This window comes from Reticulibacter mediterranei (assembly GCF_016587455.1).
Genome location: NZ_BNJK01000001.1, coordinates 6,759,641 through 6,785,565, shown reverse-complemented (window position 1 = coordinate 6,785,565; position 25,925 = coordinate 6,759,641). Strand labels below are relative to the sequence as shown.

Here is a 25,925-nt window from a genome sequence, read left to right as displayed (position 1 = left end):
AGAATAAGAAATCGCGAATAGGCAACCTGTTCAAAAGAAACTACCTTATCTGCTCGTCGCCTTCTGTATGGCGAGGGATCACTGGTAAAATCACCGCTGAAGGATGTGCTGCATCGTGATAAATGTGCTGCTGTGCGACAGCCATTGCAGCGGTTTGTCCCAATGGCTCTCCCGTATTGAGATTGCGATCATATTTGGGAAAAGCGCTAGAAGAGATTGCCAGCGCAATGCGATGCCCAACCTGAAACACCTGAGCGGTATTCCAACAATCGATAGTATACTGATAAATACGTCCAGGCTCAATCAGCGCGGGCTGCTCCATACCGTCGCGGAAACGCGCCCGTACCATCCCATCACAGAGGCGCTGACGAAAACCGTTGGGCCAGACATCAAGGAGCATTGCCATAAAATCGGTATCAGGCGCGGAAGAAGAGGCGTAGAGATCGACCCGAACCGGTCCTGTCACCTCTACCGCCTGCTCCAGAGGAGCTGTGACATACACCAGCACATCGTCGCGGCGCTCAAGAGCGGAGTAGTCGTCGGGCCCGCCAATCTGTGATGAAGTGGGATCAGTAATAAAGGGAACTGGTTGCGCCGGATCATAGCTATAGCTATCGTGTGGCTGGTCAGCGGCGGGAGAACTGGTCGAGAGCGAACCATCTCCGAAACGGCTGTTGGCTCGCCCGCCGCTATGCAGATAATAGTTAGTCCAGTGCGTACGAGCGAGCGGCCATTCCTGCTCATCACGCCAGACATTTTCGCCCATCACAAAAATGCGCACAGGAGCTTTGGCTTTGAGTGGTATCTGCTTGAGCCAGCGATCATACCAGCTCAATTGCTCGCCGCGCAGGTCAATAATGGCCTGAGAGCCAAAATCAACCTCGCCCAACTTTGTATCCCGATTAACTGCATGACCCCAGGAACCCATAAGCAGGCGTTGATTCTCGCGCGCTACAGGATTTCCCCCGTTCGCAGTCATGCCAGCAAAATTGAGCGGCGTCCCTATCTGCTCATCATCATACCAGCCAGAGATATGTAGGACGGGCACCTGCACCTGCTCAAATCGTATCTGATAGCACAGTGGACGCCAGTAATCATCGAGCTGGGCATGCTCTATTTCAGTACGCCAGCGCGGTATATTACGTCCAACCTGCTGATCCATCGTCACCAGAGGAAGATGCTCATAGACCTGTTCCCAATCAACCAGTTCCATCGGCTGATTTAAGCGTCCACTCACATAATGCAGCCAGCAGAGATGCATCGGGCTGGGCACGCCGGTTGGCGTCTCCACGAATGGATCAGAGGGCGGAACCAGCACGATCATCGTTTTCAAATGAGGTGGTTGTTCGACGGCTGTTAGCCATTGAATACGCCCTTCATATGAAGCGCCAATCGTGCCAACATTGCCATCAGACCAGGGCTGGCTGGCACACCATTCTATGGCATCGTAGCCGTCAAGACCCTCATTGAAATATGGCACAAACACACCTTCGGAGTCACCACGACCGCGCACATCCATCGCGACAAAAATATAGCCGTAACGGACGAAATAGCGCGCTGCCTCGTAGATACCAACTTTGGCCTTCATATACGGTGTACGCGTCACGATCACTGGCCGCTGACCAATGCTCTCCAGCTCCCCGGCAGGCAGATACACATCAGCAGAGAGCGTAATTCCATCACGCATAGGTACGCGCTGATCGAACAAAATTTGCAACTCGCGAAGGTTTGTCATCAAACATGAACTTTCTAGATGTTCTCGCTACCGCCGTATTTGCGGCAGCACATCACTCCCTATCTTTCATTGTGCCAGAGTAGAAAAACTGTTGCACTGATCGATGCATCCGCATCAGGATTGCAAGGCAGTTTTGATTCGGTCGATAGCGGTCTGAATGCGCTCTTCAGGCTCAGTCATTGAGATACGCACATAGCCCTCGCCCGCCTTACCAAAGTTACTGCCAGCCGTCAGATACACGCCAGTTTTGTCAAACAACCAGTTGGCAAACTCTTTGGAGGTAAAGCGCTCTGGAACGCGCGCCCAGACATACAGCCCGGCTTTGGGTGAGCGCGCATACATACCAACGGAGTTACATCCCTCGACGAGAATATCGCGCCGACGTTTATACACCTCGTTGCGCTGCTCGATCCAGGTAACAGGAAGGTTTAGTGCTTCAATAGCTGCATATTGAATTGGCCGGAAAATGCCACTATCCACATTGCTCTTCAAACGCCCAACCGCATCCACCAGCGTTGAATTGCCAACCAGCATGCCCATCCTAAAGCCGGCCATATTGTATGTTTTGCTCAACGAATGCAACTCAACCGCAACATCGCTGGCCCCCGAAATTTGTAGGATGCTCATCGGACGCTCGTCCGCAAAATAGACCTCGGCATAGGCCATATCGTGAATGATAACCAGATTGTGGCGATGCGCAAGCTCAACCGCCTGCTCAAAAAACGCACGAGGAGCGAAACCGGTTGTTGGATTATTGGGATAGTTCAGCCAGAGCACTCGCGCCTTATCCAGCACATCGGCTGGAATAGAGGAAAGATCGGGCAAAAAGTCGTTCTCTTCCAACAGAGGCAACAGATATGGTTGAGCGCCAACACTGGTGCTGCCCGTCACGTAGACGGTGTAGTATGGATCGGGGATGAGCGCCACATCGCCAGCATTGAGAACCGCCATCGCAGCATAGGCCAGCCCTTCTTTCGAGCCAAGCAGAGGCAAAATATCCTGTTCGGGAGTGAGGCGCACCCCAAAACGACGCTCAAACCAGGCGGCGATGGCCTCATGCAGAGCACGCATCCCGCGATACTCAGGGTAGCGATGATTCTGAGGATCATGGGCCGCAGAACAGAGGCGCTCAACAACGGCTTCAGGCGCGGGAAGGTCGGGATCACCCATCGAAAGCGTGATCACATCGACTCCCGCTGCCTGACGATCTGCAATCCTTTTTTTGGCATCGGCAAAATGATATGGCGGTATAGTATCCATCAAACGAGATAATTGCACTATTGAAGACTCCTGAACGAATAGTATAACGTAGAAAAGCTACTCTTCATTGTACGCTATTTTGCGCGTTTCTGTCTTCACCAATGGCGTATTCATTTGACCGATCTACTTTTTTAAGAGCGCATTTATGCTTCTAGCGGCTCGGCCTCGTACCAGTTGCGCCCCACCTTCAATTCTACTTTAATCGGGACGCTGATATCGCCATCGGCCACACCCTCCATCAGTGAGATAATCAGCCGTTGCGCACGAGCAAGCTCTTCAACCGGAACCTCGAAGACCAGCTCATCATGCACCTGGAGAATCATGCGTGTCTTCATATTTTTCTCGCGTAGCGCGTGATGAAGCCGCAGCATAGCAATCTTAATCAGGTCCGCATTCGTCCCCTGAATCGGCATGTTGATGGCCTCACGTTCAAGTGCCTGTCGCTCCACATGCGACAATACTCGCATATCGGGAACAAACCGCTTGCGGCCATAGAGCGTATTGACGTAGCCCTGAGAGTGTGCCTGATTGAGTGTACTATCGACGTAGCCCTTGATATTAGGGAACGTCTCATGATAACGCTTGATAAAGCTGGCTGCATCCGCATTGCTCATCCCGGTGACTTGAGCCAGACCGTAGGCAGATTGTCCATAGAGAATCGCGTACACAACGGTTTTCGCCAGACGACGCTGATCCTTCGTGACCTCCTCTACCGGCACGGTAAAGAGGGTGGAAGCGGTAATCGTGTGAATGTCCTCATTTTTGCTGAACGCCTCAACCAGTCGCGGCTCATGAGTGATGTGGGCCAGGATGCGCAGTTCGATTTGTGAATAGTCGGCGGTCACGAGTACATAACTCGGGTCAGCGATGAAGGCGCGGCGAATCTGTCGCCCCAGCTCGGTGCGTACGGGAATATTTTGCAGGTTCGGATTGCTGGACGAGAGACGCCCGCTAGAAGCTATTGTCTGGTTAAACGACGTGTAGACTCGCCCAGTCTGCGGGTCCATCAGGTTGAGCAAGCCATCCACATAGGTAGACTTAAGCTTACTTAACTGGCGATATCCCAGCATATGATCGATAATTGGATGCTTGCCCTGAAGACTTTCAATCACATCGGCGCTCACCGAATATCCCGTTTTATTCTTCCTACCCGCTGGCAGTTTTAATTCGTCAAAGAGGACCGCACCTAGCTGTTTGGTCGAGTTCACGTTGAAGCGATGGCCCACAGAGTCATAAATGGCATGTTCCAGGGTGTGAAGCTGCTCATCAAGCCGCTCGCCAAACTCGCGCAAAAATCCCGCATCCAGTGCAACGCCGAACATCTCCATCTGCATCAACACATAAATCAAAGGCAATTCGATGTTGTTATGCAGGTCCATCAGCCCATTTTGGACTAGCTGCTCGCGCAAAGGCTCGACCAGGCGCAACGTCATATCGGCATCAGCACCGGCATAGTCGGCAGCCTTACGAACGGGAACCTGCGCCATACTAATGGCCTTGCTGCCTGTGCCGATCAAATCGCTGATCGGGGTCATGACAATGTTGAGACGTTGAAACACCTGATCCTTCAAACCCAGTCCACGTCGTCCCGGCTCAAGGAGATATGCTCCCAGCATCGTATCAAATGCCAGCCCACGCAACGTGATGCCATTGCGCAAGAGCATCTCCATATCGTACTTTGCATTATGCATGTATTTGCCAACCGCCTCATCCTCCATCACCGGACGAAGCTTCTCCAACACATAGTTGAGCGGCAACTGCGCTCCTGGCTCCTGTCCATCGACCGATTGAATATGCCCAACGGGAATATAGTACGCTTCACCCGGAGCCATCGACAAAGAGAGGCCTACTAACTGAGCGTGGCGCGGCTCCTCAGAGGTCGTTTCAGTATCAAAGGCAAAGCTCCCGGCATCATACAGGCTTTTCACCAGCACTCGCAGCGCCTCTTCGCTCGCAATAATCATCGTGTTCGTTTGTTGCGCGGGTTTTTCATTAAGGAAGAGCACAGCATTTTCCTGAGCAGGACCGGGCAAGCGCAATTTCCGCACCGTCTCCGTATGCGGCTCTGCTATCTCAAACAGGTTCAGTTGCAACGGCTCCTCCACCTGAATCGTGTTAGCGGCGACAGTTTCGGCTGAAGTAAGAGCTGTTGCTACGGGAGATGCCACAACGGGTTCCACATCGTTTCTCGTTGAGGAGCCGGGCGGCATTGGAGGAGTCAGAACGGGAACAACGCCTGTAGGCGGTGCATAGAGAGGATTCTCGCCCTCCTCAACTTCCACCTGTACGCTCTCCTCCTGCGGTTGCTCATCATCCGTTGCTGCTTCATCGGTTGTTGTAATCAGACCAAGCTGACGGAACAACGAAAGCACGCGCTCAACTTGAGTGCGAAACTCTAGCTGGCGAAACAGGGCCAGCACTTTCTCGCTATCAACGTGGGTCAGGCGGCACGCATCCAATTGCAACTGCACAGGAGCATCAAGGACAATGGTTGCTAGATATTTACTCTGTCGTCCCATTTCCGCACCTTCGCGCAGCAACTTCTGCTCTTTGGGTTTAAGCGCATCAAGATGGTCAAGGATATTTTCCAGCGTGCCATATTCCTGCAACAGCCGCGAGGCCGTCTTCTCACCGATACCCTGCACGCCTGGAATATTGTCAGATTTATCGCCAACCAGTCCTTTAAAATCTGGTAGGATGCGCGGCTCAAAGCCATAGCGCGCCCTCACCTCGGCCTCATCATATTCCGTGACTTCAGAAATGCCACGCTTGGCGACCTTAACCAGCACATGATCGTTAACCAGTTGCAGGGTGTCCATATCGCCGGTATAAATGATCGTATCGACTCCTTGCTGCCTGGCCTGGACCGAAAGCGTTCCCAGCACATCATCGGCCTCGAAGCCATCTTTCTCATAGATCTGAATACCAAACGCCTGCACCATTTCGCGAATACGCCCAAATTGTGGCCTCATGTTATCGGGCAAGGTTGGCCGATGTGCCTTATATTCGCTGTATTGTTGATGACGAAATGTGGGAGAAGGACGGTCAAAGGTCACGGCGATATAGTCCGGCTTCTCTTCTAACAGAGCTTTCATCAGCATCGAGGTAAAGCCAAAAGTTGCATTCACCGGCTCTCCCGAACTGGTGGAAAGATCCTCCGGCACAGCATGAAAGGCGCGATGAATGATGGCATGTCCATCAATCAGCACCAGTTTTTTTCGCTTTATTTCTTGTGTCATAACAATGAACCCGTTCTCTCTCTCTATCTATACCCGCTATTTTAGATTATTCTTTGTCTCAGGCCAAAACACGGTAATTGCCATCAATCCTCGTCTCTCGAAATACCAACCAGAAAATACAGTATACACCTGATTCTTCGCATTGTCATAACGCATGAAGAAGCCAGGCAGGACGCAGGAGACGGTAAGATTATTCTCAGGATTACAGCACGTCTCTTGCCAGTGGCATTTGCTACTGCTGTATTTTACTGTGTTTGTGTCGAGATGTATAGTATAGTTAACTGGCAGGCAGTGTTGCAAAGTTCACATGTAGCATCATTAAGAATACACAATGATGCAGAGTGGCAATCAGAAGAACTACAAAGTTGTATGGGTTGAATGCTACGCTTCCAGTCAGTGGACCCGCCTTCAGACGGTCCTGTGGGTGTTGCACGTAGACTATTGCCAGTTGAAGAGGCGGAAACCTATGTTTCATCACAGAACGTCATTTCAAAACCACATCCAAATGGTGAAGGAGATAGCACTATGACTGAAGAAACACGCGAAGAATTGTTAACCGTCAGAGAAGTTGCCAAGCGCTTACGCGTTGACGACACAACCGTACGTCGGTGGATCAAGAGTGGTGCCCTGGAAGCTATCACGCTGCCACACCGGGGAAAACGTCAGGCGTATAGAATCAAAAAGACGACGCTTGATAAGCTGCTGACCAGTAGTGTTCCAACAAGTTAGGTAACGCCTCCGTAGAACATCCTTTACCGTTTGTTTCCATGAAACCACTTCATATCTGCTTTCATGGAAGCAAACGGTGAATATTATCTATCTCTATGAAGGATGCGTTAGCTACAAACGTCTATCATCTACCTAAAAATGCACATATACTGATATACGGTGGGAGTACACTAAAAAAAGGAGAGAGATTCCTTCCAATACAAAAGAAAGAGTCAATGGAGAGAAGGAGAGCATCTATGAAAATTGCTATAACTGGTGGAGCTGGTTTTATTGGAGCGCATCTCACCCGGTCCTATTTAGATGCAGGACATGATGTACTGGTTATCGATAATCTTTGTCGAGGATCGCGCCAGGCGGTTGATCCTCGCGCTCGTCTCTATGAAATTGATGTACGCGATAAAAAATTACGCAGCATTGTACAGCAAGAGCGGCCCGAAATCGTCAGCCACCATGTCGCACAATGGCAGCACCATCTCCCCTTTGAACAGGCGCTCCCGGATGCCGATGTCCATATTCACGGGCTATTAAACGTTCTAGATTGTTGTATTGATGGATCAGTAAAAAAGATTATTTTTGCATCGGGTGGCAATAGCATGTATGGACAGGTGGAGGCCGATCAACTCCCGCTCTCGGAGGCAACACCGCTCTGTCCCCAACAATCAATCGACATCAGCCGGACCGCCGGTGAGTGGTATATCCGTCATTATCATCGCTACTATGGTTTACAATACACTATTCTGCGCTATGCCAGCATCTATGGCAACAGTATAACTGACCCCGCCGATATGAGACATCCCATCAACTATTTTATCAGCCTGCTGACAGAGCAACGCCGCCCCATCATTCGCGGGACAGGTGAAGAACGGCACGATCATCTTTTTATCGACGATGTGATCAGGGCGAATCATAGCGTCATCAAGCAGGGCAATAATCAAACGTTGCATATCAGTTCTGGACAGAGCTACGCGCTTAACCAGATCTATCAGATGGTGGCGACGGCCATGAAAAGCGAGTTGCAAGCCGTTTATCTTTCCGGTTCGCTAACAAACTCAACAATAGCGCTGGATAACATGCGCGCAAAACAAACCTTGAACTGGCAACCCACAATAAGCCTGCAAGAAGGCATCTATCAAACTATCAAACGGACATACAGCACTCAAAAAATCACAGAGCCTCTCTCTATCGAACGCATCCCTATCCCAGCGGGAGCCATCGAAAATCTGCAAACGGTCAGTTCGTAGGTTTATCAATTCATGATGAAATATCTCTCGTTTCGTAGTTGCGCGATTTAACATGCTAATCCTCTTAAATTGCGATAAGCTCAGATAGCATGATAAATCGCGCAACTACGCAATTTCTATTTCACAGCATTATTCAAAACGATCGCGCTTGCTCGTATCATCGCAAGCGAAGGAACCTCGCGATAACCAGGCATTTGTTCTGCATATTTCCCTGTGGCAATCGGCTCTACCAAGCGTTCCAGGGCAAAACCAGCTGTGGCAAGAGTATTGAGGTAGGTACTAAGCATGCGATGATAGGCTCCTACACGAGTTCGTATGCCGCCAGCTGTCGATCTCCAGAAGCGCTCCTGAAAATAGCCTCTCACCGCCCTTACGATCTGCTGATCGGCTGTTTCCATCCATTGCGCATCAGGGGCAGTAAAGCATGGGTGTGTGATGGCAAAGACAAACCAACCTCCGGGTTTGAGAATACGCCGACAGGTTCGGAATACCGCCTCGATATCAGGAATATCCATCAGCGCCAGGATACAGATCGATCCATCAAAGCAACCTTCAACCACAGAAGCGCCAACCTGGACATCATCAACGCTGTAGCTGATACCCAATGGCTCCTGCTCTTCATATTGTCGCGCCAATACAATCTGCTGCTCTGCCAGATCGATTCCCGTCATCCGTGCTCCTCGCCGGGCCAACTCACGCGCAAGCCAGCCCTGACCACAGGCAAGATCACAAATGGCCTGACCCTGCACGGAACCAAGCAAAGACAGCAGAGCTGGCAATACAACATCCTCATAGACTGGTTGCTCTTGCAAGTAACGATCATACCATGCGGCGATATCGTTATAGGGTGCATGTGTCATATGCTGCTCCTTCTACATAATCCTGAAGAGAAAAAAAGTCGTAGTTAAAGATGAACTCTTCAACTACGACTCACATCTTGCAATACAGGGAAGGCTACTGTTGCAGACCACTCACGACACGAGCATATTTCTCAGCTAGCGCCTGCGCCTGTTCATTAGAAACCGACTCGGCCACCACATGGAAGAGCGGACTATCGGCGTCGGGTAGAACAAGCACCCACTCTTTGCCGAGATCAATCTTGATGCCATCAATTGGCTTGGCCCGGCGCTCGCGATACTGCTCGCTCAAGATACGCATTACTTTTCCCTTATGTTCCCAGGGACATGTTACACGTGTTGTACTCATATAGTACGTGGGCAAGTCATCGACAACTTCAGATAGCTTCATCTCAAAAAGTGCCAATAGCTCTAATAACTTGGCAATCGCCAGCATGCCATCGAAGGCCGGTTGCAAGGCGGGGAAGACAAAGCCTCCGCGACCATCGCCAACAAGCACAACACCTTCGCGACCAGCCGCGGTCATCAATGCATGCGGCATCACCTTTGTATGCTGGATGTAGCCATCATAGCGTTTCGCGATATGCTGAAGAGCACTGGGAGCAGTGACGGGCGCGGCGACGGTTCCGCCTCGATGCTGACGCAAGAAAAGGCTAGTCATAACCGCCAGCATCTTCGTGCCATCGAGGATACGTCCTCGATCATCCACCACCCAGATGAGTTCGCCACCTGGATCAATGCGAATGCCCATATCCATGTTCAAAGCAGAACTGATGGTTGCCAATCGCTGCATATCCTTGCCCAGCTCGTCGCGGGTGCGAACGGCAGGAGCTTCATCCGTTCCGGCATTGAGCATAATGACCTCGCAACCGAGGTGATTGAGAATATTTGGCAATGACTGCGTTGTACTGCCGTGTGCATAATCGACGACCAGATTGAATTTGCGCGCACGTACCGCCTCATAGTCCACAACTCTATTGAAGCCCTCAAGATAGCTGCCCAGCACATCAGAATTGCCCAGTACGTCAATTGCTCCGATATCATCCAGATAGACCCGCCGATAATCTTCGCGGAAGAAAAGATTCTCGATTTTGCGCTCGGTCGCCTTATTGATATCCATACCGTACTGGTCGAAAATTCTAATATCCACAACGCGCTGATCGAAAGGCGAGACCCGGACGTGAACGCCGCCAACAGCATCCGTATTACGAATAAAGTAGCGAGCAACCGGGATGGGCACCTGATTAATATCATGCACATGGATGCCTGCTGAGGGAACGCCTGCGTTGATGGCGCGCTTAATCATGCGCGAGGTACGATAGGCATCGCGATTCAGACAGACAGAGGCCCCGCGAGGCAGGATAGCACCGTAAGCTGCACCAAGTTTGGTGGCGAACTCCGGCGTCAAATCGATATTAACGAGGCCAGTGACGCCGTGACGACTGAAAAGACCGCGACGGCCCTGCGATCCCCAGATAATGCTGGTATTGATCACTGCGCCGGCTTCGATCTCTTTGTCAGGCCAGATCTTGACATTCGGCTGGATAATCGCGCCATCCTGCACAATCGAATTATCGCCGATCACCGATCCCTCAAACATCACCGCTTTACTTTTGATGCTGGTGGAGGAACCGACAATAGCCCCGCGCAGTTCTGACCGCTCGCCAACGTAAGAGCTGTTCCAGACAATGCTGCGATCAACCTGGGCGCGCTCATCGATGATAGTATAATGCCCGATGGTGCTGGGACCATGAATAATCGCGCCCGAACGAACCTTACAATCATGGGCCAGATAGATAGGACCATAGAGCTGGCTATCAGGAGCAATCTCAACGCCTTCTTCGCACCAGATATTGCCGCCGATATTTTTCGCTGGGATCTCAATATCGACCTGCCCTTGCAAAGCCTCCGCGTTGGCTCGCATATACTCGCTCAGATTCCCAACATCGCACCAGTAGCCCTTCGGAGCAACGTATCCATAAATGGGGTCGCCCTGCTTGAGCATCTGAGGAAACAGTTCCTGGCTGAAATCGAACTGCTTATTTTTCTCAAAGTAGGTGAAGATTTTCGGATCAAGGACGTAAATCCCGGTATTAATCGTATCGCTAAAAACCTCACCCCAACTGGGCTTTTCTAAAAATTGAGTGATATGGCCTGATTCGTTGGTAATAATCACGCCATATTCAAGAGGATTATGTACATGAGCAAGCAATAACGTGGCAAGGGATTTCTTCTCATGATGGTATTTGATGAGATCGGTCAAATTATAGTCGGTAAGAGCATCGCCACTGATCACAAGAAATGGCTCGGTGAGATGTTCTTCTGCATTTTTGACGCTTCCTGCCGTACCGAGAGGCACGTCCTCCCGCGAGTAAGTAATGCGCATACCAAATTGAGAACCATTGCCAAAGTAATCTTCTATATTGCTCGCCAGATATTGAACTGTAACAACAACCTCAGTAATACCATGACGCTTCAAAAGGTTGAGAATGTGTTCCATTACCGGCTTGCCGACAATAGGGACCATAGGCTTAGGGCGTTGAATCGTGAGTGGTCGTAGCCTCGATCCTTCTCCACCGGCCATTACAACCGCTTTCATAGAGGCCTCCCTTGCACAAGAGCAACCGGCAGCAATCAGGTTGCCCACTTCCAAGTATAGAGGAAACACAAGGACGACGTAGCAATGCCACGCCGTCCCATCTGCTCCACTATTTTCAGTGTACAACATCGCCAAAGAGCCTCGCAAGGTAAAGCGCCGCATCTTCAGAGAAGCAGCAAACTCTGTCTGAAAAAGCAGCGACCGCTACCACTCGCTCAAGCGGCCATGCTCTACAAGCCATCGTATAAAGCGATGATGGTTTGTTTCTTCAATAGCTCGTTGTATAGCACGTTGTTCCTGATACTGCTCTTGAAGCTGAATCAATTGAAAAGCTTCATCTACTGAAAAACCCTCATCCAGGAGGGCATCGATGAGCAAATCAAGGTATTGTTGTTGCTGCATATATAACTCCTCCTTATGTCTCGTCCACCTACGTTCACAAGATGAAAACGTCTGACGTAATTCAATGTTCTTCCCGACGTTACTCCCAACATACAAAACATTTCATACACCCATAGCACTCATCGGGTTCCATTGTTCTTGGTCCCAGCAACCACAGAGCCAGGGGTGAGAGCGCAACCCCTCTCTTTATCATTGTGGTATGCAAGCATGGACAGAAACGACGCGGAGTGTGAGAGTAGCGAGTGGATAAACATGAAAGACCCGACCACACTACCCTCTTGAATGCTACTGTAATAAGTATAGCTTATGAGGGAACCTTTTTGCCATAAATAAAGGGAGGAATTTGCGAAATACGGGAAAAGACGGGGAAGAACATCCGCATTTCGGACCTTTTCACGCCAGAAAACGATACATTCGTACAGAATTGTATGCAAATATGTCCTGAGAGGTTCGTTTAGGAAGAGCAGCTGCGATAAGCCCTTATAGTCGCAAGCTCACCTATCAATTACCCCAGGATTCGTTGCGAATATAATGTTTGATCTCCTCCTCATTATCATAATAATAACTGATTGCATCATAGACCTGAGCAAGAGAAAGCCGTTGATTGACGGCGATGACCTCGGGGTCTTGGCCACTCTCAAACATGAGGATGATATGACGAACCCCTGTACGAGTACCTTCCACAATAGGCTCACCACCATACAAAGTGGAATCACGAACAATATAAGGGTGAGCGGTGCGTTCTATCGCCATAAAGAACCTCCTCCGATCATAACTTCTTTCTGCATTATATGATAACACATCGCGATACTGATCAAGAGATACAAACTAATGTTCTGTTTCAGAGCATATACAACTGAGCATCGTAGCTCAACTATTTTTGTCTGAAACTCGCAAGCAATGCATCGCATCCATTATAGAGGAATTGCAGCCCTGAATATCCAGAAGTAAGGAAGAACGATTTCACACAATATTCACAGAGAAAGCTAGAGCATAAAACGGCCTGGGGAGCTGGCTTACGGCACATATTACTGGTACATATTTTATGAGTTTTCGGCAAAAGCTTGACAACAGTTAAAATCCTCTGGTACAATAGCGTCATCGAAAGGAGGTGGTGTGTAATGGATCAACCTAGTCGCTGCACAAGCAGCGAGGTAAAAGATTTTCACACCTTCCTGAAGAGAGGGAATCGGCACTAGTTCGCCATACCCACTCTTCACACCTGGCCTAGCCTGGTGAGGGTTGGAAAAAACAACTGGCAGGTTGTGAGTTTCTTCCTGCTTGTGCGGCACCCCCAGAGCAAAGGTGGACAAAAGATTCAGCATTGCTCTGGGTTTTTTGTACATTTATATATCTCGACAAGAGAGAATACCTGAACTCAATCAAATACCCCAGCCCGTTTTTCAAGCATATACATAATTGTAGAAATATTTCACGGGCATACTTCTTAACCCACATCGTACGCCTGTCTAAATAGCGGTAGATCCGTCTAAATAGAAAGTGCGATGTTGAGAATAAACGAATCGATAGATAGAAGTGGTAGAGCGTGAAGGAGTTAGCGGCCACACCATCCAGTCAGCTCAACCTTGAAGCATTGCAAGGACAGCTGAAAACCCGGTTTTTCGGTAGAAACAGTCGTTTAGTATACGTACCAGTCGTAGATTCAACCAACATCCTGTCAATGCAACTGGCCCGGCAAGGGGCAGCGGAAGGGACGGTGGTACTTACCGACAGTCAAACGGCTGGCAAAGGTCGGCTAGGGCGACAGTGGTTAGATGTGCAATATTGTCACGTCCTCTCATCCACAATACTCCGCCCAACGTTTTCACCTTATTTACTGGTTATGATCGCTTCACTGGCAGTCGTTAACGCGATCTCCAGCGTCTCAGAGGTTGTCGCATCTATTAAATGGCCTAATGATATCCTCATTGGCAACCGAAAAGTCGCTGGCATTTTAATCGAAACCAGCCATGACCAGAACGGTCGTATGCTTGCCATTGTGGGCATAGGCGTTAACGTTAACGGGCTAAGCGATCAGCTCGCTAGCAACAAGATGACCGGTATCGCAACCGACCTGCAAAGGCCAGGAGCAATTGCTACCACACTACAAACCGAATGTGGCTATGTAGTGAGCCGAGAAACCTTTATTGCTCACCTGTTGCATCACCTCGAAACCCTATATCTGGGGTTGCAGCAGGAGGCGAACGAACCAGTAGCGATGGTCAACCAGTCCACCTCCCGGTTGATACGGGAACAGTGGCGTAGTCAACTCTCAACGCTTGGTCGTCACATCGAAGTGCGACAAGGAAATACAATCGTCAGCGGAGTCGCTGAGGACGTGGATGAAACTGGAGGGCTGTTACTCCGAAATCATTCAGGTCTGCGAGTCAGCATTACCTGGGGGGATATTGGATACCCCACAGAATAGCTGGCAAGATACTACTACCTGGTTCGAGGGAGTTAGCCTCAACCAGATGAATGAGGGGAACAGAAGATGGAGACACAGGACGTATTCCTCACAACTGAAGGACGACAACGCGCAATCAGTCAGCTAGAACTTCTGCGCACGGAAGGACGGGCGAAGGTTGCTCAATACCTGCACGAGGCAAAAGAGTCAGGTGATGTCATCGATAATGCTGCTTATGAAGACGCCAAGAATGAACAGGCACGTCTGGAAGGCCGCATTTTGGAGCTTGAGCAACTGCTGGCAAAAGCCAAGCTGATCGATCATGGACGCACAGATGTCGTTTCTCTTGGCTCGGTTGTCCACCTGTGTACAAGCGATGATCGCGAGTACAGATATACTCTCGTGGGAGCCTTTGAAGCCAATCCATCCGCCGGGCGCATCTCCAACGAATCGCCGGTAGGTAAAGCACTGCTGGGCCGCAAAGCAGGTGAGCTTGTCATTGTCTCAACGCCCGGTGGTGTCAAGGAGTACACAATTCTCTCGATTGCGTAACTCTCTCTCAACATAAGCAGCTTCAACCGACCTGTGTGGCCTCAGAAATCGCAACACAGGTCGGTTTTTTTTTGCCAAAACATGCTACAATAATTAGCACACGGTGCCACCATCCCACAGATCTGTAATGAAAATTTCACTTGCGTTGTCAAGTGCTAACCTATAATTTGCCAATCATAAAGAGAGAAGAGAAGTATGGCAGACGAAAGGGAAATACGCCTCCAGCGCCTTCAAACCCTGCGCGAACAGGGGATCAATCCTTACCCCAACAATGCACTACGCACACATACTATCGCGGATGTCTTACAACATTTCGATGAGCTTGCCGGACCAGACGGCTCTTTTACGCTGGTCGGACGCATCCGCTTGCTACGCGAAATGGGCAAGGCAGCATTCGCCAAAATTGAGGACGGCACTGGCAGCATTCAGGTCTACTTTCGCATCAACGATCTGGGAGCAGAGGCTTATCGCACCATCAAGCTCTTAGATCTGGGTGACTTTATCGAGGTGACAGGCTTCCTGTTCATCACACGCACAGGCGAGCGCACTCTGCATGCGAAAAGCTATCGCCTGCTCGCCAAAGGTCTGCGCCCGCTGCCAGAGAAATATCACGGTCTGGAAGATCGAGAGTTACGTCAGCGCAAGCGCTATCTGGACCTGATCGCGAACGGCGACGAAGCCAAACAGGTCTTCGTTATCCGCAGTCGCACGATTACAGCCATGCGGCGCTATCTGGACGATCACGGCTTTATCGAGGTTGAAACTCCCATGCTTCAGCCTCTCTACGGTGGTGCAACGGCGCGGCCTTTTATCACCCATCACAACACGCTGGACCGCGATCTCTATCTACGCATCGCCATCGAACTGTATCTGAAACGCCTGATCGTAGGTGGCTTCGAGCGCGTCTATGAGATTGGGCGCAATTTCCGCAACGAGGGGATTGATCGTAGCCACAACCCCGAATTTACGATGATGGAATGCTACCAAGCCTATGCCGACTACAACGATATGATGAAGCTGGTGGAAGAGATGATCGCTTTTATTGCTCAGCAAGTCAAAGGCAGCACACATATCACCTATCAAGGCACAGAAATCGATCTGACCCCGCCCTGGCCACGCATTCCACTGCTAGATGCCATCGCCAAATATACTGGTATCAACGTCGAGCAGTTCCCGGATAGGGACAGCCTGGCAACTGAGATGCGGGCCAGGGGCTATGAGGCCGATCTCAAGTTGAGTCGCGGTCGCCTGATCGATGATCTCAAGGGGGCGATGTTCCGGCAGGGCATTCCAGAACTGCGGCAGGCATTATTCCTGATCGATTATCCTCTGGATGTCTCGCCGCTCACCAAGCAGCATCGTACAAAACCAGGATTAGTTGAGCGCTTCCAGCCATTTATCGGCGGTCTGGAATGTGGCAACGCGTTTACAGAACTGAATGATCCGCTCGACCAGCGCTCACGCTTTGAAGATCAGATGCGGCAGCGTTCGCGTGGGGACGAAGAAGCCCAGGTACTCGATGAAGATTTTCTAGAAGCTCTGGAAATAGGCATGCCTCCCACCGGCGGCATTGGCCTCGGCATCGACCGCCTGGCTATGCTCATGGCCGATCAAGAATCCATCCGCGACGTTATCCCGTTCCCCACAATGCGCAAAACGGCAGAAGAACAACAATAGAGAACTTCTGTCGTAATACTTTTGTCAAACTTCATTTGGCACATGGAGCGGGGATACTCTCGAATATGGCAGGGGCGACGGCTTGTCCTCGCCCAGCGGCCTGAGGAGGTGGGCGAGGACAAGCCGTCGCCCCTGCCATACACGGAGACGCCTGAGGATGTTCTGGATGCACCACCAATGAAGCTCGACTACGACAGAAAAACGTTATGGTTAATCGGGCCAATCAAGATCATGCTCTTGTTCAGGATAACGAATCATATCAACAGCTTGCCTGGCGACAACACTGTTATTTATCCATAAATGATGAATGGATGTCTCTTGATTCGTATCACTCAACATCATTTGTTCTAGCGCTGGGATGGCGCGAGGATGCCCTATTTTCCCCAACGCTACCGCTGCTGCCGCACGCACATCTTCATCCAGATCCATTAAACATTGGATCAACGTTTCAATCACTTCGTCATCTGGAAAAACGCTAATAGCCTTAACTATCTTCTGGCGCACTGATGGAGTACGCTCTATTTTGAGCGCAGCTACCAACGGATCACGCCGACGTGAATCTCCCATCTGCACAAGCGCCTGTACAGCGTTATCTCTCTCTTGCGAGGTTGAGGCTGCAAGGCAGGCGGTCAACGGTTCAAATGCTTGCTGATCGGCAAGCATCCCAAGAGCAACAATCGCAGCATTCCGCACTGGCATCTCGCGATCCTGAAGCAAAGGGAGGATATATGGCACAGCCTCCATGTTCCCCTGATCCACAAACGCATGGATTGCACGCATTCGCTTCCGATAATCAGGGTCAGCCAACGCTTTTATTGTGATCTTCTCTAACAAGGTGCTTCTCCCTCAAGTTCTATCATGCTTTCAGTCAATCTATCTTATCCCCATTTAACAGCGCATGTATACTGATATATAGATAAAGAATTTTGATGGAATAAAGGCTGCATTATGCACATCTTTGTGAAAAATATTACCTCAACTCTGCTCGATTTCATCTTTCCTCCACAATGCTTCCTCTGCAAGCGTAGCGGATCTGTTATCTGCATGACTTGTTTAGCGGCACTGCAACCTCTATCGATACCACGTTGCCAGCATTGCCATACTATTTTAACGACAAAAGGCACCTGCCGCCAGTGCTGGGAACATCCCTTACGATTGAGCGGACTACGCACATTCAGTGCCTATCGAGGGCCGTTGCGCACATGCATTCACGCGCTCAAATATGAAGGCCGCAAACAACTTGCAGAGCCACTAGGATGCTTGCTAGCAGAGGCATATACCAGCTACAACCTGCGGACAGATATTGTATTGCCGGTCCCACTGCATACTACCCGTTTGCAAGAGCGCGGCTACAACCAGTCGGCGCTGCTGGCCGCAGTTTGTGCGCGACAATTGGGCATAGTGTATCGAGATGACCTGATCATTCGTCAACGTCCTACACGGCCACAAGTTGGTTTAAGCTTACAAGAACGCTCACGGAATGTGACAGGTGCCTTTCAGTCAACATGTATTTTTACAACCGGGGCATTCGCAAAGCGTAGAATTCTTATCATAGATGATGTCTGTACCACCGGGTCTACCATCGAAGCATGCGCAAATGCACTATTTGCAGCAGGGGCACATTCGATCTGGGGGTTGGTATTGGCGCGTCCCGACACTGGATAGATAGTGTGCTATAATAAAGCACACAAGATTTATATATAATTTTCAGGTAGCATCATTGACTCTACTACCAACAACTATTGCTACCCACTACTTGCTTGATAAATAGAGAGGAGCCTCGATGTCAAATAACGGGAAATGGCTCAGAACGGGCGTTTTCTGGCTCCTGATCGCAGTGATCGTGATTATAGTTGCTGTGGTCATCTTCCGTCCACAAGCTGAAACCACCTCGGTCAACGTGTCAACAATTTTACAGCATGTGAAAGATGACACGGCAAAAGGTCAGAAGGATACTTTGAGCGTGGGCAGCGATACGCTGACGCTCATACGAGGACAGGCACCAAATGCCCAACACGAATCTGCTACCGTCAATCCGGGCTTCGACATCACGAGAGTACTTAAAGATAACGATATCAATTACGCAAACAATCCCTATCTGACGCTGCAATATGAAGTTCCTAACCCGTTATGGGGCTGGCTCAGCGCTCTTGGCGGCTTGATCCCCCTGATCTTTTTAGGCGCTCTCATCATCTTTATGCTCCGGCAGGCGCAAGGAACAAACAACCAGGCAATGTCGTTTGGCAAGAGCCGCGCACGCATGTTCATGGGCAATAAGCCAACCGTTACATTTAACGATGTAGCTGGAGTAGAAGAGGCAAAACAGGAATTACAGGAGATCGTCGAATTTCTCAAATATCCTGAAAAGTTTGCCGCTCTCGGCGCACGCATCCCGAAGGGACTGCTGCTGGTTGGCCCTCCAGGAACCGGCAAAACACTGGTCTCACGAGCCGTTGCAGGCGAGGCGGGCGTTCCATTTTTCAGTATCAGCGGTTCCGAATTTGTCGAAATGTTTGTCGGCGTAGGTGCAAGCCGGGTGCGCGATCTCTTCGATCAAGCCAAACGCAATAGTCCATGCATCGTTTTTGTTGATGAAATTGACGCGGTTGGTCGGCAGCGTGGAGCCGGTCTGGGAGGCTCACATGACGAGCGCGAACAGACGTTGAATCAAATTCTGGTTGAAATGGATGGCTTCGATACCAATACCAACGTGATCGTCATTGCAGCCACCAACCGTCCCGACGTGCTTGATCCCGCCCTGCTCCGGCCGGGGCGCTTTGATCGACAGGTGGTGCTGGACCGGCCAGATATTCGGGGACGTGTCGCCATCCTACAAGTGCATGTCAAAGGAAAGCCATTAGATTCAAATATTTCACTTGAGACACTGGCAAAGCAAACCCCTGGCTTTTCCGGCGCTGATCTGGCTAATCTGCTCAACGAAGCGGCAATCCTGGCAGCTCGTCGTAACAAACGCAAAGTGGGCATGAGCGAGCTTGAGGAGGCTATTGATCGCGTCGTAGCCGGTCCCGCCCGGAAGAGTCGCATCATCAGCGAGCGCGAGAAGGCTATCACAGCATATCATGAGGTGGGACACGCACTGGTCGCCCGTATGCTCCCCAATACTGATCCGGTGCATAAAGTCTCGATTGTAGCGCGTGGTCAGGCTGGTGGCTTCACGATGCTCCTGCCAACTGAGGATCGTTATCTATGGAGCAAACCCCAATTTGAGGATATGCTAGCTTATGCGCTCGGTGGTCACGTAGCCGAACTGATCATCTTTGGCGAAGTTACCACTGGAGCTTCAAACGATATCGAACGCGTCACCAAAATCGCACGTTCAATGGTCACAGAGTACGGTATGAGCGGTCGTATTGGGCCGATGGCGTTAGGGCATAAAGACGAGCTAGTTTTCCTGGGTCGCGATTTTGGCGAACAGCGCAACTATAGCGAACAGACAGCGCGAGAGGTCGACGAAGAGATACGCCAGATCATTCAGGAAGCGTTTGACAAGGCATACAACATCCTGCTTGAGAACAAGACCCGGCTAATCATGATCAGCGAGCGGCTGATCAAAGAGGAGACGCTAGAAGGTCCGGTTTTCGAGGCGCTCTTCAACCAGCCACTCAATGAAGAACAGGACGAATCGCCCGAAGTGCTGGCTGGCGGCATTCCCAGCATCGAATCGGAAGCTCAGGAAGAGGAACTAAAAAGCCTGCCTATGCCGAGAGCATCCTACTCGATGCCGTCTCAACCCCTGTATCAGGGGGAAATGAACGAGAACAACCAAGGCTAATCAACCGCCCCGTTTGAGGGGCGGTATTCTTTTGCTGCTTGCTCACTTTGGGCAAAGCCAGTTTATTTGTTTCCAAATACTCAATCACCAGGTATAAAAACTTTCCACACCGTACGTTCCCAGAGCCAAGCACAGCTCTCCTCCATGATGGATCTCATGTTCCATGACATGCCAGACAATCCATTGTCGTGTGTGCGGAGGCTCTTCTTCTTGAAGGTAGGCCGGAGGTGAAAAAAGCTGCTCCAGATCAGCGGAAGTCCAGCGATCCAGAGCGGAAGATATCACCTGCCAGGTCTTCTCGAACATGGCAACCAGTTCAGCAGCCTCATACTCGGCTGGCTCATCACTGGAACGCACCTCGTGCCATCGGGCCAGATCACGATCTTCTTCACCCATCCAGCCATAGAACCAGGAGACACGCGCATCTAGCATATGGGCAAGATGCATTCTAATTGACCAGTGATGCGGCGCAATAGGGAGTGCAAGTTGTTCGAGCGAAAGCAATGCAGTAGTTTTAACGAGAGCTTGCTGATAGTTCTCCCAGCCTTGTTTGTAGAACATAACGAGTGGAGATGTCTGTTCCGTCATTTGTGTTTGCTCCATGCTGCTGATGATGCACTCCCACGTATGAGAGCATAATCATCATAGCAGGAAGGGCAGACACAAAACTTCTCCGATCTTGCCCTGCTTACCAGACAAGATCCCATAGAGCTTCATCAAATATGCGTATCTCAAACCTCATCAACAAGAGTCGGTGTTGATGAGGGGGAGAGCTACATAGTACAATGATACTTGGTACAATAAATAGTACAGAAGCAGGCATCATCGGGCGCTATTCGCCAATGAAGTGGATCGAAGGGGCTGTGGATCTACCCTACAGCTCTCCCCAACAAAACTATGTTCTGCATTCGGTAGAGCGTTCTACCCTTATTTAGTAGGAGAAACAGATGACAACAGCGGAGACAGGCAAGCGGGATTGGGTCGCACTGGAACATCAATATTATCAAGGCACATTTAAACGACAACCGCTCACACTCGTCCGGGGTGAGGGACCGCGCGTGTGGGACAGCGAGGGAAAAATCTATCTCGACTTTGTGGCCGGAATCGCAGTGAACGTTCTGGGACATTGCCATCCGGCGGTTGTCAAGGCGGTACAGGAGCAGGTGACGCAGCTCGTCCACGTCTCAAACCTGTACTATAATGTGCGTCAGATCGAGCTTGCGGAACTCCTGGGTGTTCAGAGTCGTGGCATGCGTTCTTTCTTCTCCAACAGTGGTGCAGAGGCGAACGAGGGCGCAATTAAACTGGCACGCAAATATGGGCGACTCCATCGCGGCGGAGCGTACGAGATTATCAGCATGGATCGCAGCTTTCATGGACGCACCCTTGCTACGACCGCTGCCACCGGCCAGGCATCATACCAGGCCACCTGGGTTCCCTTGCCAGATGGCTTCAAACAGGTTCCCTTTAACGACCTGGAAGCTGTGAAGCAGGCCACCAGCGAGAAGACGGTCGGTATTCTGGTCGAGGCCGTGCAGGGAGAAGGCGGCATCTATCCAGCCACACAGGAATACTTGCAGGGCTTGCGACAGTGGTGCGACGAGCAAAATCTTGTGCTGATCTGCGATGAAGTGCAGGCCGGCATGGGACGCACGGGCAAATTCTTTAGCTGGGAACACTATGGCATCAGGCCCGACATCGTAACGATGGCAAAAGGGCTGGCTGGTGGCGTCCCCATTGGCGCAATGCTGACTGCTCCACGTACAGATCTTTTTGCGCCCGGCGATCATGGCACAACCTTTGGCGGCAATCCGATTGCTTGCGCAGCTGGTATCGCGACGATCAAAACGATTGTGGAAGAAAATCTGCTAGAGAATGCCGCAAAGATGGGCGATTACTGGAATGCGAAGCTGGAAGAACTCAGTAATAAGTACACGTTTATCGACAGCCCTCGCGGTCTCGGCCTGATGCGAGCCGTCCACGTCCAGCACGGTCTGGCCCCGGTTATCGTACAGAAAGCATTGGAGCATGGGCTGCTGCTCAACAATACTAGCCCTGACACCTTGCGCATGATCCCACCGTTGGTCCTCACTGCTGGCGACATCGACGAGGCCGCTCATGTGCTGGATCAAACGCTGGCGGAAGTGGCCACATTGCCAGCCACACAAGCATAAACAATTGTCCAGCTAGCAAACAAGCAAGGGAAGGGCGCTCACATTACGCCCTTCCCTTGAGCATCACACACCGCGAAAATGCCTCTCCGCACTCACGCGGCTGACGCGGCGATGCTCCTCTCTTGAGCGCTCATAGCGCGACCAGTCAACAGTAATTCCACGCTCAGAGAGTATTTCCGCCGCCAGATCCGCCGGGAAACCTTTCTCCGCATGCAACCGAAAAAGCTGTTCGCCCGATATCACATTCTGCTCATCCGGCTCGATCTGTTCCAGATAGCGCAGGCCCATTGTCAACACGCGTGCAAAGAGCTTCTCCTCATGCGTGACGTTTTGTTTGAAGATTGGTATGAGCGCATGCTCTTCTACGGTGAACAGAGAACCATGCCCGGTCGCAAGCGGCTCTACCAGTTCTCCTAAAAATGGTCCCTGGATACCCAGCAAACGCCCCTGACGCGCCGCGCGACGAATCAGGCGGCGCACTACAGAGCCGCGCCCATCGCGTCCAGGCTCAACACCTGTGAAACCTGCCAGCAGAACCGCTCGCAAGTGATCGAGAATAATCCGTCGCGCCCGTCGTTCCATCGCCTGCTCTCCTCCCCCTGAAGCGCAGTCAAACGTTCACTCGCAGACAGAAACAGGTCGATAGAGAAGCTGGATTCCGCCCCTTGCAGAACTGACGCGACCCGCTCCAATCCCATCCCGGTATCAACGTTGCGACGTGGAAGGCTGACCAGCGCTCCATTCGTGAGCCGCTCAAACTCCATAAAAACAAGATTCCAGATCTCCAGATAGCGGTCACAAGAGCAGCCGGGCCGACAGGTGGGAGAGCCACAACCAAACGCAGGGCCACGATCCACAAAAATCTCCGAGCAGGGACCGCATGGGCCGACACCACCACCCATCTCCCACAGGTTATCTTCAACCCCCAACGGTACAATCCGCTCACGAGGCATACCAACCCGCACCCACTCCTCAATCGCCGCCTCGTCGGGCAATATGCAGAGTTCAGGATCACCCGCAAAAACCGTCACCCATAGCGTGGACACATCCAGGCCCAGATGCTCTAACAGGAACTCAAGCGCCATCGAAATCGCTTCTCGCCGCCCATACTCGCCTACTGACCAGTTCCCCAGCATATGAAACGACGTATTTTTGCAGCCACTCGTTCCCACTGCATCGATATCATCGGTGCGCAAACACCGCTGTAAACAGGTTAAACGTGATGACGGCGGCGCTGCTTGCCCTCGTAGATACGGCAGCAAGGGCTGCATTCCCGCAATCACAAACGATGTGCTGTTCCCCGGCAACGCTAATGGGCTTCCAGGCATCTCATAATGACCGCGCTCACGAAAAAACGAAAGGTAACGATCTACTATTTCCCTCGACGATACGTACTGTATACCGTATGTGTTCATGTGCTACTCCTCCTTGATACTCAATCAGATCTGGCGCTGGCAACATCACCACCAGAACTACAAAACCATGACTATAAGTAAACAAAAAGCCCGCCCTCAGCTTCAAAAGCTCAGGACGGGCTGAATTTACGAAAACAGCGCGTGGTACCACCTGAATTGGATGTGCTTGATTACTTCTGCAACATCCCACTCTACAGGCACGGATCATCGTGAAAAGAGATCGATGCCTTGCCCTGTGATAACGGAGGGCTACCGGCCAGGATTTTTCATCTCTTTGAGATAATTTTCCCGCATCGCGACCCGTCTTTTTCATAAGAAGACAGGCCAGAGGGTGGCTTTTCCCGCGCTCATGAGATATGCCGAACTTTCACCTTCTTCGGCTCGCTGGTGGCTCTCACCACACGCTGGTTTCGTCCCTCGTGACGATTGTATATGCTATCTGTCAAGTATAGTCTGAACAAAAACGCCTGTCAAGGGCTTCGTAAAAGATGATGATCCTGGCGCAACTCTTCTGCTTACAGGCAAACGCTTATACTTCAACACAGACCCATCTGCTTGCTATTTTTCACTTGCTATTTTTCTAATGGCTCCATTTCTCTCTTACCTCCTCCTGCAACGTGATCAGCAAATCTCCTTTCGAGGAACAACACGCTTACGCCTGAAACAGCCACCATTCCTACCAGGCTGATCCAGGGGAGAGTGGGTGTCACCGCATAGAGGGTTGTAAATAAAGCGGGTATCAGCGCGCTGGCAATCCCCCAGGCAAACTCATATGTTGCCAGATAACGCCCACGCAATATTGACGGACTGAGATCAGCGATCAGAGCGCTTACCGTTGGACCATACAACAAAGAGGCCAGCGTGTGAATAGCAACGGCCAGAAAGAGATAGATAATAATGAAAGAACCAGGGATGATTGGTGCCAGCGCAAAAAGGCCGCATGATAGGCACCAGACCAGGGCCGCAACTCCTATAGTTCTCGTACGACGATATGGCTCCTGCAAGCGAACAACGAGCATTTGACAACCGATTACCAGTACCGAATTGAGCGTCAGGGCAGAGCCAGGTATCCAGGCTGGTGCGTGTAAGGCTTCAGTCACATAGACAGGAAGAGATGTTCCCAACATCAAAATGCATAAAATAAAAGCAATGTTACTCACCAAAAATTTGAGAAACAGATGGTCGCGCAAAATCTGTCCATAGGGAGCCTTTGCCTCCTGCTTGCTCCTTCTTTGTTGCGGCTCCGGCAAGCACAGCAAAAGACAACCCGCCATTAGATAACAGGTGGCACAGATCCCTATCAACAAATGATAGAAGTCTGGATTATTCGTTGCCAGAACGAAGCCCGCAAGGAATCCTCCTATTCCCAGGCCAACATTACGTATTGCTCCAACAAACCCAAACCAGCGATCAAGCTCATGAGAAGAAGAGAGTTCAACGATCAGCGTTGCAGTAGCAGCAAAGAACATCCTGGAGCCTGCTGTTACCAGCGCCGCCATAATAAACATGAGGGGGACTGTATGCACAAAAAAGAGGTAGCCAATAAATCCGCCTGCCTGGATAAGCTGGCTGATCGCTGTCATACGTCGAGCACCAAAGCGATCTACTAGACTTCCTGTCACTAACGTCGTTGGCAGCGTACAAATAGTAGCTATAGTCAGAGTCAGTCCAATGATCGGTAAGGAAAAGCCAGCTGTGACTTGAAAGTAGAGAATTGAGAACGGGAGAAACAATCCAGATCCAAGTGCATCAATAATAAACACGAGAAGAAAACCATACCTTCCTCGTGTCTCTGGAAAACCCAAACGAGCCTTCCATCCATCCATAATGTATCCTCCTAACTAC

20 protein-coding genes are annotated in these 25,925 nt (G+C 50.8%); 8 read left to right on the top strand and 12 right to left on the bottom strand.

Annotation, left to right across the window (positions count from 1 at the left end; genetic code table 11):
* Positions 1-40: 40 nt before the first annotated feature.
* From K3T83_RS29305 to polA, 3 genes are all read right to left on the bottom strand, one after another.
* Positions 41-1,735 (bottom strand): CocE/NonD family hydrolase, encoded by a 1,695-nt coding sequence (locus tag K3T83_RS29305; protein WP_220206463.1) that lies wholly within the window; start codon positions 1,733-1,735, stop codon positions 41-43.
* Between the two features lie 114 nt (positions 1,736-1,849).
* The gene (locus K3T83_RS29300; RefSeq protein ID WP_236065016.1) at positions 1,850-3,013 is read right to left on the bottom strand and encodes an LL-diaminopimelate aminotransferase; all 1,164 of its coding nucleotides are present in this window, start codon (positions 3,011-3,013) and stop codon (positions 1,850-1,852) included.
* A gap of 125 nt (positions 3,014-3,138) precedes the next feature.
* The gene (gene polA / locus K3T83_RS29295) at positions 3,139-6,234 is read right to left on the bottom strand and encodes a DNA polymerase I (protein WP_220206462.1); all 3,096 of its coding nucleotides are present in this window, start codon (positions 6,232-6,234) and stop codon (positions 3,139-3,141) included.
* Positions 6,235-6,759: 525 nt separating this feature from the next.
* Here polA and K3T83_RS29290 point away from each other — a divergent pair.
* The gene (locus K3T83_RS29290; protein ID WP_220206461.1) at positions 6,760-6,963 is read left to right on the top strand and encodes a helix-turn-helix domain-containing protein; all 204 of its coding nucleotides are present in this window, start codon (positions 6,760-6,762) and stop codon (positions 6,961-6,963) included.
* 236 nt (positions 6,964-7,199) lie between these two features.
* On the top strand, positions 7,200-8,204 hold the full coding sequence (locus tag K3T83_RS29285; RefSeq protein WP_220206460.1) for an NAD-dependent epimerase/dehydratase family protein: 1,005 nt from the start codon (positions 7,200-7,202) through the stop codon (positions 8,202-8,204).
* 116 nt (positions 8,205-8,320) lie between these two features.
* Here K3T83_RS29285 and K3T83_RS29280 read toward each other — a convergent pair whose 3' ends face one another.
* The 4 genes from K3T83_RS29280 to K3T83_RS29265 all read right to left on the bottom strand — a co-directional run bounded on the left by K3T83_RS29280 (position 8,321) and on the right by K3T83_RS29265 (position 12,815).
* The gene (locus tag K3T83_RS29280; RefSeq protein WP_220206459.1) at positions 8,321-9,064 is read right to left on the bottom strand and encodes a class I SAM-dependent methyltransferase; all 744 of its coding nucleotides are present in this window, start codon (positions 9,062-9,064) and stop codon (positions 8,321-8,323) included.
* Positions 9,065-9,158: 94 nt separating this feature from the next.
* Positions 9,159-11,660: a mannose-1-phosphate guanyltransferase gene (locus K3T83_RS29275; protein ID WP_220206458.1), complete on the bottom strand. Its 2,502-nt coding sequence runs from the start codon at positions 11,658-11,660 to the stop codon at positions 9,159-9,161.
* 204 nt (positions 11,661-11,864) lie between these two features.
* On the bottom strand, positions 11,865-12,062 hold the full coding sequence (locus K3T83_RS29270; RefSeq protein ID WP_220206457.1) for a hypothetical protein: 198 nt from the start codon (positions 12,060-12,062) through the stop codon (positions 11,865-11,867).
* A gap of 501 nt (positions 12,063-12,563) precedes the next feature.
* Positions 12,564-12,815, bottom strand: coding sequence for a DUF433 domain-containing protein (locus K3T83_RS29265; RefSeq protein WP_220206456.1), 252 nt, complete (start codon positions 12,813-12,815; stop codon positions 12,564-12,566).
* Between the two features lie 793 nt (positions 12,816-13,608).
* On the opposite strand from K3T83_RS29265, the gene K3T83_RS29260 reads away from it, so the two are divergent.
* From K3T83_RS29260 to lysS, 3 genes are all read left to right on the top strand, one after another.
* The gene (locus tag K3T83_RS29260; protein ID WP_220206455.1) at positions 13,609-14,490 is read left to right on the top strand and encodes a biotin--[acetyl-CoA-carboxylase] ligase; all 882 of its coding nucleotides are present in this window, start codon (positions 13,609-13,611) and stop codon (positions 14,488-14,490) included.
* Positions 14,491-14,556: 66 nt separating this feature from the next.
* Positions 14,557-15,021 carry a transcription elongation factor GreA gene (gene greA, locus K3T83_RS29255; protein ID WP_220206454.1) on the top strand — a complete coding sequence of 155 codons (465 nt, stop codon included), beginning with the start codon at positions 14,557-14,559 and terminating at the stop codon, positions 15,019-15,021.
* A gap of 195 nt (positions 15,022-15,216) precedes the next feature.
* Complete coding sequence (gene lysS / locus K3T83_RS29250) at positions 15,217-16,698, top strand: lysine--tRNA ligase (RefSeq protein WP_220206453.1); 1,482 nt, start codon at positions 15,217-15,219, stop codon at positions 16,696-16,698.
* 210 nt (positions 16,699-16,908) lie between these two features.
* Here lysS and K3T83_RS29245 read toward each other — a convergent pair whose 3' ends face one another.
* Positions 16,909-17,532, bottom strand: coding sequence for a HEAT repeat domain-containing protein (locus K3T83_RS29245; RefSeq protein WP_220206452.1), 624 nt, complete (start codon positions 17,530-17,532; stop codon positions 16,909-16,911).
* A 114-nt stretch (positions 17,533-17,646) separates the two neighbouring features.
* On the opposite strand from K3T83_RS29245, the gene K3T83_RS29240 reads away from it, so the two are divergent.
* On the top strand, positions 17,647-18,363 hold the full coding sequence (locus tag K3T83_RS29240; RefSeq protein WP_220206451.1) for a ComF family protein: 717 nt from the start codon (positions 17,647-17,649) through the stop codon (positions 18,361-18,363).
* Positions 18,364-18,481: 118 nt separating this feature from the next.
* Positions 18,482-20,491, top strand: coding sequence for an ATP-dependent zinc metalloprotease FtsH (gene ftsH, locus K3T83_RS29235; RefSeq protein ID WP_220206450.1), 2,010 nt, complete (start codon positions 18,482-18,484; stop codon positions 20,489-20,491).
* 84 nt (positions 20,492-20,575) lie between these two features.
* Here ftsH and K3T83_RS29230 read toward each other — a convergent pair whose 3' ends face one another.
* Positions 20,576-21,079, bottom strand: a complete 504-nt coding sequence (locus tag K3T83_RS29230) for a DinB family protein (protein ID WP_220206449.1) — start codon at positions 21,077-21,079, stop codon at positions 20,576-20,578.
* A gap of 359 nt (positions 21,080-21,438) precedes the next feature.
* On the opposite strand from K3T83_RS29230, the gene K3T83_RS29225 reads away from it, so the two are divergent.
* Entirely contained in the window at positions 21,439-22,665 is a 1,227-nt protein-coding gene (locus K3T83_RS29225; protein WP_220206448.1) for an aspartate aminotransferase family protein, read from the top strand.
* A 63-nt stretch (positions 22,666-22,728) separates the two neighbouring features.
* On the opposite strand, the gene K3T83_RS57340 is transcribed toward K3T83_RS29225, so the two are convergent.
* From K3T83_RS57340 to K3T83_RS29210, 3 genes are all read right to left on the bottom strand, one after another.
* A complete protein-coding gene (locus K3T83_RS57340) occupies positions 22,729-23,247 on the bottom strand; it encodes an alanine--tRNA ligase-related protein (RefSeq protein ID WP_220206447.1) in 519 nt (172 codons plus the stop codon).
* Complete coding sequence (locus K3T83_RS57335; protein ID WP_220206446.1) at positions 23,145-24,080, bottom strand: alanine--tRNA ligase-related protein; 936 nt, start codon at positions 24,078-24,080, stop codon at positions 23,145-23,147. Before K3T83_RS57335 ends, K3T83_RS57340 begins: the two co-directional genes overlap by 103 nt.
* Before the next feature lie 572 nt (positions 24,081-24,652).
* Positions 24,653-25,906: an MFS transporter gene (locus tag K3T83_RS29210; RefSeq protein ID WP_220206445.1), complete on the bottom strand. Its 1,254-nt coding sequence runs from the start codon at positions 25,904-25,906 to the stop codon at positions 24,653-24,655.
* Between the last annotated feature and the right edge of the window lie 19 nt (positions 25,907-25,925).